The organism is Streptomyces pathocidini (assembly GCF_001418495.1).
Taxonomy (GTDB): Bacteria; Actinomycetota; Actinomycetes; order Streptomycetales; family Streptomycetaceae; genus Streptomyces; species Streptomyces pathocidini.
Genome location: NZ_LIQY01000238.1, coordinates 1 through 8,130, shown reverse-complemented (window position 1 = coordinate 8,130; position 8,130 = coordinate 1). Strand labels below are relative to the sequence as shown.

At 72.0% G+C, this 8,130-nt stretch carries 7 protein-coding genes and 1 pseudogene; 3 read left to right on the top strand and 5 right to left on the bottom strand.

Features of this window, described 5'->3' with window-relative positions; translation table 11 throughout:
• The 4 genes and pseudogenes from AOK16_RS28225 to AOK16_RS13110 form a co-directional block, all read right to left on the bottom strand.
• Nucleotides 1-140 (bottom strand): annotated as a pseudogene (locus AOK16_RS28225) (daunorubicin/doxorubicin resistance ABC transporter ATP-binding protein DrrA); the annotation flags it as partial.
• Between the two features lie 80 nt (nucleotides 141-220).
• Entirely contained in the window at nucleotides 221-862 is a 642-nt protein-coding gene (locus AOK16_RS13120; protein ID WP_055472441.1) for a PadR family transcriptional regulator, read from the bottom strand.
• Between the two features lie 111 nt (nucleotides 863-973).
• Nucleotides 974-2,431: an aldehyde dehydrogenase family protein gene (locus tag AOK16_RS13115; protein ID WP_055472440.1), complete on the bottom strand. Its 1,458-nt coding sequence runs from the start codon at nucleotides 2,429-2,431 to the stop codon at nucleotides 974-976.
• A 125-nt stretch (nucleotides 2,432-2,556) separates the two neighbouring features.
• Nucleotides 2,557-3,441 (bottom strand): helix-turn-helix domain-containing protein, encoded by an 885-nt coding sequence (locus AOK16_RS13110; RefSeq protein WP_240483546.1) that lies wholly within the window; start codon nucleotides 3,439-3,441, stop codon nucleotides 2,557-2,559.
• Between the two features lie 287 nt (nucleotides 3,442-3,728).
• On the opposite strand from AOK16_RS13110, the gene AOK16_RS13105 reads away from it, so the two are divergent.
• Nucleotides 3,729-4,280 (top strand): ATP-binding protein, encoded by a 552-nt coding sequence (locus AOK16_RS13105; RefSeq protein WP_055472439.1) that lies wholly within the window; start codon nucleotides 3,729-3,731, stop codon nucleotides 4,278-4,280.
• Between the two features lie 56 nt (nucleotides 4,281-4,336).
• On the opposite strand, the gene AOK16_RS13100 is transcribed toward AOK16_RS13105, so the two are convergent.
• Entirely contained in the window at nucleotides 4,337-4,555 is a 219-nt protein-coding gene (locus tag AOK16_RS13100) for a DUF397 domain-containing protein (RefSeq protein WP_398718170.1), read from the bottom strand.
• 542 nt (nucleotides 4,556-5,097) lie between these two features.
• Here AOK16_RS13100 and AOK16_RS13095 point away from each other — a divergent pair.
• Both AOK16_RS13095 and AOK16_RS13090 read left to right on the top strand, forming a co-directional pair.
• Complete coding sequence (locus AOK16_RS13095; protein WP_055472437.1) at nucleotides 5,098-5,937, top strand: nitrilase-related carbon-nitrogen hydrolase; 840 nt, start codon at nucleotides 5,098-5,100, stop codon at nucleotides 5,935-5,937.
• A gap of 46 nt (nucleotides 5,938-5,983) precedes the next feature.
• Nucleotides 5,984-8,130, top strand: a 2,147-nt coding sequence (locus AOK16_RS13090) for an FUSC family protein (protein WP_055472436.1), incomplete at its 3' end; no start/stop codon positions are given.

Here is an 8,130-nt window from a genome sequence, read left to right as displayed (position 1 = left end):
GTCTTCCCGGCGCCGTTGGGTCCGAGGACCCCGTGGACCGTGCCCGCCGGAACGGTCAGGTCGAGGCCGTCCAGCGCCCAGGTGTCGCCGTACCTCTTGCGCAGCCCTTCGACGGCGATCGCCGCCCCGGAACCAGTCACCGGAAACCCACCTCTCGATCATTAGTCAAAATTGACTAGATCTCGAAAGTAACCGGGTCCGGCCCATTGGTCAAACTTGATTAATCGCGCTCCGGATCCGGAGCGGGCCCCGTCGCGAACGGGTTCTCCACACCCTCCGGCAGCACGCCCACGAACGGCTCGCCCTCGCCTGCGAAGGTGTAGGCGCCGCCCTCGATCCTCTGGATCAGGCCGCGGGTCCACTCGGCGCCGCTGTCGGCGGAGTGCAGCCACATGTTCATGATCTCGCCGATGTGGCCGATCGACTGGACGCCCTCCTCGGGCACATAGTGCTCGGTGACGGCCGCGCGCCACTGCTCCAGGCCGCGGACCCGCTCCTTGAGGAGGGCCACCGCCTCCGCGCGGGGAAGGTCGACCATGACGCCGATGCCGGCCGTCAACTCGTCGATCTTCCGGTCGTGCTGGGACAGCGCCGCACGCAGGAGCTTGAAGTACTCGTCCTGGCCCACATCCGTGACCTCGTACTCCGTACGAGGCGGGCCGCCCGCCGTGCTCGGGGCGATCTCGTGGGCGTGCAGCAGGCCCTGCTTGGCCATCTGCTTGAGCGCGTGGTAGATCGACCCGGGCTTGGCATTGGACCACTCGTGGGCGCCCCAGTACTCCAGGTCGTTGCGCACCTGGTAGCCGTGCGCCCGGCCGTGCATGCGGACCGCGCCGAGCACGAGGAGGCGGATTGCTGACATACGGTCCAGGTTATGGCCACCCCGGGATGCCGCCGCTCGGGCCGGCCGCGTACACACTCGGCTCCGGCCGCGTACGGGCCCCGGACCCCCGGATCCCGTCCTGGCCCCGCCCTAGAACGGGAACGCGCTGCGCCCGTGCTGGATCGAGATCCACTTCTGTGTGGTGAAGGAGTCGACCATCGCGTCCCCGTTCAACCGCCCGATACCGGAGTGCTTCTCGCCGCCGAACGGCACGATCGGCTCGTCGTGGACCGTGCTGTCGTTGATGTGGATCATGCCGGCGTGAATCCGCTGGGCGATCCGCACCCCGCGCTCGACGTCGCCGGTGTGCACCGCGCCGCTCAGGCCGTACGGGGTGTCGTTGGCGATGCGGACGGCCTCGTCCTCGCCGTCGAAAGGCACCACGATCGCCACCGGCCCGAAGATCTCCTGGGCGAGGGCGGGCGAGTCGGCCGCGACGCCGGTGAGGACGGTCGGGGTCATCACGTTGCCCTCGGTGCGGCCGCGCAGCAGGACCGTGGCGCCCGCCTCGACCGTGGTCTCCACGAGGGCCGAAACGGCCTCGACCTGCGAGCCGTTGATCAGCGGGCCGAGGTGGGTCTCGGGGTCGGCGGGGTCCCCCGCCCTGAGGGTCCTGACCTTGGCCACGAACTTCTCGGTGAACTCCGGCTCCACCGAGCGGTCCACGAGCACGCGGTTGGCCGCCATGCAGACCTGGCCCTGGTGGACGAACCGGCTGAAGACCGCGGCGTCCACCGCGTAGTCGAGGTCGGCGTCGTCCAGGACGATCAGGGCGCTGTTGCCGCCGAGTTCGAGCACGCACCGCTTGAAGTTGGCCGCGCAGACGGTCGCGACGTGCCGCCCCACCTTGTCGGAGCCGGTGAAGGAGATGACCTTGGGTACCGGATGCGCCACGAGGGCGTCGCCTATCTCGGCGATGTCGGTGATCACGACGTTGAGCAGCCCGGCGGGCAGGCCCGCGTCTTCGAAGACCTTGGCCACCAGGGTCCCGCCGACGACGGGCGTGTTCTGGTGCGGCTTGAGGACCACCGCGTTGCCGAGTGCGAGCGCCGGGGCGACCGACTTGATCGACAGCAGGAACGGGAAGTTGAAGGGGCTGATGACGCCGACGACGCCGACCGGGAGGCGGTAGAGGCGGTTCTCCTTGCCGTCCGTGGGCGAGGGGAGGATCCGGCCCTCGGGCCGCAGCGCCAGCTGCATCGCCTCGCGCAGGAACTCCTTGGCGAGGTGGATCTCGAAGGCGGCCTTGGCGCGGGTGCCGCCCAGTTCGGCGATGATCGCCTCGGTGATCTCCGGCTCGTGGTCCTCGACCGCCCTGAGAACCCGCTCGAGGACGAGGCGGCGCTTGTAGGGATTGGTCCGGCCCCACGCGGGCTGGACGCGCTCCGCCACCCGGTAGGCCTGGTCGACCTCGTCGACGGTGGCGATGGTGATCGAGGCGAGCTTCTCCCCGTTGTACGGATTGAAGTCGATGATGTCCCAGGAGCCGCTGCCGGTCTGCCACGCGCCGTCTATGTACTGGTGGGCCAGGTCTGTGAAGTAGGACATTGCCATCCCTGTCTGGAGGCCGGGTCGCCTGCGCGACGCCCACGGACGCGTCTGCGTTGCTCCTGCTCCTGCTCCTGCTCCTGCTCCTGCTCCTGCTCCTGCTGGTCGGTCATCGTACTGACGTATCAGGCACGTTGGTGGATTCCGTGCAACAGGTCGCGGCTGGCGGAGGGGCTCAGGCTGCCGTCGTGGAGGCGGCGCATCGCGCGCTCGTAGTGGGCGACCTCCTCGCGCTTGTCGAGATACAGCGCGCTGGTCAGCTGCTCCAGGTAGACGACGTCGGAGAGGTCGGACTCGGGAAAGCGGAGGAGGCTGAAGGCGCCGCTCTCGCCCGCATGGCCGCCGAAGTCGAACGGCATGACCTGGAGGGTCAGGTTGGGGCGCTCGGAGGCCTCGATGAGGTGCAGCAGCTGGCCGCGCATCACCTCGGCGCCGCCGTACGGCCGGTGCAGGGCGGCCTCGTCGAGTACGAGGTGGAAGTCGGGTCCGTTCTCCGCGGTGAGCAGCTTCTGGCGCTCCAGGCGCAGCGCCACGCGCCGCTCGACCTCGACCGGGGAGGCGTCGGGCTGGCCGCGGACGACGACGGCGTGGACGTAGTCCTCGGTCTGCAACAGGCCGTGGACGAACTGGACTTCATAGGAGCGGATCAGCGAGGCCGCGCCTTCCAGGCCTACATAGGTCTGGAACCAGCCCGGCAGCACGTCGCCGTAGCTGTGCCACCAGCCGGCCGCGTTCGCCTCGCGGACCAGGCTCAGCAGGGCGTCGCGCTCGTCCTGATCGGCGACGCCGTAGAGGGTGAGGAGGTCCGCGATGTCGCGCGCCTTGAAGCTGACCCGGCCCAGCTCCATGCGGCTGATCTTGGACTCGGACGCGCGGATCGCGTATCCGGCCGCCTCCCTGGTGACGCCGCGTGACTCGCGGAGCCGCCTGAGTTGGGAGCCGAGCAGGATGCGCCGCACCATCGAGCCGCTCGCACCGTCCGTTCCCCGCTCCGACTGCTCTGAGCCCATGTCCCGACTGCCCGTCTCCGTTGGTGGTGCGCTGCGACCGTCAATGGCCCGAAGTCTGCCACCTCCGGGCTCCGTTGCGTGCCTGACTGATTACAGATAGAGGAAGACGGCGGTCAAGAGTGAGCATCCAGCCGTCAGAAGAATTGGTGCAAAAGCGAAGAAATATTGGCAAGTTCGGCGCGTGCACGTGCATCTGCCCTTGCATCTGCCGTGCGCATTGGGAACGATGGCCATCGAGCACAGCGCGCCACCTTGACCGTTTCCTATAAGGGCCAGGAGTGCCACGCATGGGGACCGAAGGATCGACCATGCTCGAGCCGTTGAGGCAGGGCCTCCCTCCCATCGACCAGTCAAGTGTGTCGTGTTCCGTTTCGTGTTCGCTCACACCGCGCTACGAATCGGTCAAAGGCGCTCGCCAGTTCACCCAGAGCGCGCTCGGACGGTGGGAACTGGACGAGCAGTTCGACACCGTCGCGCTGGTCGTTTCGGAACTGGTCACCAACGCCCTGCGCCACGCGCTCCCGGGCGACCCGGCCACGGCCGTCATGGACTCCCAGGTCAACCTGGACGCGCCGGTCCGACTCCATCTGATGCGCTGGACCTCGCGGTTGGTGTGCGCCGTACGGGACCCCAGCGGTACGAGCCCGGTCGCACCGCCGGCCCCGCCCCCTTCGGGGGGCCCGTCGAGCGACGTGCCGGACCCCGACGCCTCGGCGGAGTCGGGGCGGGGGCTCTATCTGGTCGAGGCGTTCAGCGACAGCTGGGGCTGGCATCCGCTGGCCGGGACCTTGCGCGGCAAGGTCGTCTGGGCCCTTTTCCGGCTGCCGTCGGCCACGTGACCGCGCGTGGGGCTGCATGACCGCGAGCGGGCGGCGCCTTGGCCGCGTACGTCGCCTCAGTCGCGTACGAGGTCGTCGAACTCCCCGTCCTTGACGCCGAGGATCAGCGCCTCGACCTCCGCCGGGGCGTAGACGAGCGCGGGCCCGTCCGGGAAGCGGGAGTTGCGGACCGCGACCTCGCCGCCCGGCAGCTTGGCCAACTCCACACACGCACCCTGGGAGTTGCTGCGCAGGCTCTTCCGCCAGGCGACACCCTGGAGTTCCGTGGCCGCCATGCCGTTCCGGTACGGGTGCTGCACAGGATCCCCCCGGGTCTACGCGGTCAACTGCCGGGGATCATAGCCGCGTTCACGTGCCCCTGCATGAGCCGATGCACGTGCACGGCGCGTGTCCGTACCGCTACCGAGGGGCTGACGGGGCGCCCCACCTGGAGGAGTACGGCGGCGGCACCACCTCCCGCGCGGCCTTGACGGCGGCAGCGGGCCGCCGCTGCCGCCGAGCCGTGACCCTTGTCACCCGGCGACCGCGGATCCCGCCCGGCCGGAGACCGCGAGGGGCGGGTTCGGCGCCGGCGGGCTCCGGCACGCGAGGCCGCTCGCCGTCGTGGCGGGATGAGGTCCGGGGACTCCGTCCCCGGACCCCGGTGCCCGCGCCGCGGGGTGCGGTGCGGGCGGCCCTCCGGGACGGGGCTTCAGCCCCTGAACCCCCGCCCCCGCCGCGGAGTCGGCGGCAGGGCCGGCGGAGCTGTGGCAAGGTGGCAAACGGGCCGAAAACAGGACGTATGTCCACCCTGTGGAAGCGACTGAGGGGGCACCCCATGCGAATCGCGCTGGCGCAGACCGACTGCGCCCTGGGCGACGTGGACGCCAACCTCGCCACCGCCCGCGACCAGATCGAGCAGGCCGGGGCCCACGGCAGCGACCTGGTCGTCTTCCCCGAGCTGAGCCTCCACGGCTACCACCTCGGGGCCCTGCGCCAGGACACCTCGATCGAGGCCAAGGACCCGCGCCTGGCGGAGCTCAGCGCCCCCGGCCCGGACGTGCTCGTCGGCTTCCACGAGCACACCGCCCTCCGCGCGTACAACACCTCCGCGTACTACGCCGGCGGCGCCCTGCTGCACGCCCACCGCAAGCTGTACCTGCCCAACTACCTGGCCTGGGAGGAGCGCAAGCACGTCAGCCCGGGGCAGAACCTGCGCGCGTACGACCTGCCGGGCGGGCGCGGCCGGGCCGCGACGCTGGTGTGCAACGACGCGTGGCAGCCCGTGCTGCCCTGGCTGGCGGTGCAGGACGGGGCGGAGGTCATCGTCGTACCGACGAACAGCGCCGCCGGCCTGGACCCCGAAGCCATGGACACCGGCAGTTACTGGGACACCCTGCTGTCGTACACCGCCCGTATGCTCCAGGCCTGGGTGGTGTTCGTGAACCGGGTCGGGAACGAGAACGGCGCCTCCTTCTGGGGCGGTTCGCGGGTCGTCGACCCCAGGGGGGCGGTCGTCGCGCAGGCCCCCAGGTGGGAGCCTGCGCTGGTCACCGTGGACATCGATCTCCACGAGGCCCGGCGGCAGCGGCGCGCCGTGCCCCTGGTCGCGGAGGCCCGGCTCGGGCTGATCGACCGGGAGGTGCGCCGCCTGATCGACGAGGGCGGGGACCACTGAGCGCGGGGCCAAGGGAAGCGGCGCCGGCGGGGGAGGGGGTACGGGCATGAGGTTGCTGCGCGCGCTGCGGGAGACGGCGCGCTCCGGGCTGACCCTGGAGCGGGCACGGCTGGAGCCCCTGGTCGCGCTGCGGGGCGCCCTGGGGGTGGCGGTCGTCGTCTTCCTGACCCTGTGGCTGGAGTCACCCGGCTTCGCCGCGTCCTCCGCGTTCGGCGCCTTCGCGGCCGGGATGGCGACCTTCCAGCACAGCTGGCGGCCGCGCGCCGTGCTGGCGCTGGTCGCGGGCGGAGGTCTCGCGCTAAGCACCTTCCTCGGCTATCTGGCGGCCTCGCACGACGCGCTGTTCGTGCTGCTGCTGGCCGCGTGGACCTTCCTGGCGGGCCTCGCCTGGGCCGTCGGACCCACCTCCGGTGTGGTGGCGAGCCTCACGGTCGGGATCATGCTGGTCACGGTCACGATCCCGACCAGCGTCCTGGGGGCCCTGAGCCACGCCGGGGTGATCGCCTTCGGCGCCCTCGTCCAGGCCGTGCTGATCCTGCTGTTCCCGATCCGCCGCTGGGGCGCCCAACGCGACGCGCTGGCCGACGCGTTCGCGGGCGTCGCCGACTACGCACGACGGCTGCGCCACGACCCGGCCGCGCCCTTCGACCCCGAACCGCTGATGACCGCCCGCAGCGCGGCCGCCGTCTCGCCCCGGCAGGCGCGCAGGCGCCCCGCCGAACTGCACGGCAGCCGCGCCCTGGCCGAGCGCATCCGGCCCGTGCTCGCCTCGCTCGCCGACCCGGCCGTCGGCGCCGCCGCCGAGGGCCCCGAGCGGGACCGCGCCCGGGAACTGCTCGCGGCCGCGGCCGCCGTCCTGGACGCGGCGGCCCACTCCATCCGCTCCGGAGAGCCCGCGCGCGTGGACCCGGCGACCGTGGAGGCGCTACGGGCCAAGGAGGCGGGCGTGCCGACCGGCGCCGCGAAGCGGTCGGCGGCCCGTCTCGTGGCCCTCCTGGGCGAGGCCCTGGAGACGGCGGGCGACGGATCCGGGGCCCCGGCCGTCTCCTTCGCCACGGGGAACGGCGCGGAGACCGGCGCCGCGCCCCTCCTGCGCCCGTCCCTGAGAGCCCTGGTCCCGGTCGCGGCGCGCTCCGTGCGCCGCGCCTTCCGCTGGGACTCGCCCGTCCTGCGGCACGCGCTGCGCGTCAGCGCCGTCACCTCGCTCGGCTACGTCCTGGGCACGGCCCTGCACCTGGGGCACAGCTACTGGGCGCCCATGTGCTCGGTGATGGTGATGCGGCCCGACTTCCACCAGACGTACGCGCGCGTGGTGGCCCGTTTCACCGGAACCGTGGCCGGGGTGGTCGTCGCCACCGGCGTGGTCCAACTGGTCAGGCCGGGCGCGTACTTCTCGGCCGTCCTGGCGGTGGTCTTCGTCGGCCTCATGTACCTCTCGATGCGCACCGGCTACATGCTCACGCAGGCGTGCGTGGCCGCGTACGTCGTCTTCCTGCTCGGCATGGGCGGCTCGGAGTGGCAGCAGACGGTGCCGGACCGGGTCCTGCTCACGCTGCTGGGCGGCGCCCTCGCGATGGTCTCCTACCTCGCCTTCCCGGCCTGGGAGACCCCGCGCCTGCTGGACCGCCTGGCCGACTGGCTGGCGGCGGACCTGCGGTACGCGGCGGCGGTGCTCGGGCGGTACGCCAGCCCGGCGGGCGTCCTGGGAGCCGGTCTCGGCAGCACGGCCGTGGGGACCAGCCCCTCCCAGGCCGCTCCGGAGGACGTACGGGAGGCCCTCCTCGCCGATCGCGGCGCCCGCGCCGCCTGGGAACAGGCACTGGCCCGCGCCAAGTTGGAGCCCGTGCGCCACCCCGGGCTGACCCGTACGGCAGCCGACGACGCCAACGACGCGGTGGCCGCGCTGGGGCGGTCCGCGATGGTCCTGGAAGCCCACCTGCCGGGCCCCGACGCCCGCCCTCTCCCCGCCGCGGACCGCTTCGCCGCGGCCCTGCTGGCGGCCGCGGACCGGGCGGCCACCGACATCCGCGAGGGCCGCGCGCCCCACTGGGAGGAGCCGGAGGCCGCCCTCGACGCCTGGCCGCCCGCCACCGGCCCCCACGAGCACTTCGTACGCCGCGGCGCCGAGCAGATCCTGGAGGCGCTGGAGGACATCACGGATACGGTCGCCACCTTCCCGCTGGACCCGGAGGC

Coding starts and splice junctions, on each gene's coding strand:
- AOK16_RS13120 (WP_055472441.1), bottom strand. CDS start 862: ATGTCAGCAATCCGCCTCCTCGTGCTCGGCGCGGTCCGCATGCACGGC.
- AOK16_RS13115 (WP_055472440.1), bottom strand. CDS start 2,431: ATGTCCTACTTCACAGACCTGGCCCACCAGTACATAGACGGCGCGTGG.
- AOK16_RS13110 (WP_240483546.1), bottom strand. CDS start 3,441: ATGGGCTCAGAGCAGTCGGAGCGGGGAACGGACGGTGCGAGCGGCTCG.
- AOK16_RS13105 (WP_055472439.1), top strand. CDS start 3,729: ATGGGGACCGAAGGATCGACCATGCTCGAGCCGTTGAGGCAGGGCCTC.
- AOK16_RS13100 (WP_398718170.1), bottom strand. CDS start 4,555: ATGGCGGCCACGGAACTCCAGGGTGTCGCCTGGCGGAAGAGCCTGCGC.
- AOK16_RS13095 (WP_055472437.1), top strand. CDS start 5,098: ATGCGAATCGCGCTGGCGCAGACCGACTGCGCCCTGGGCGACGTGGAC.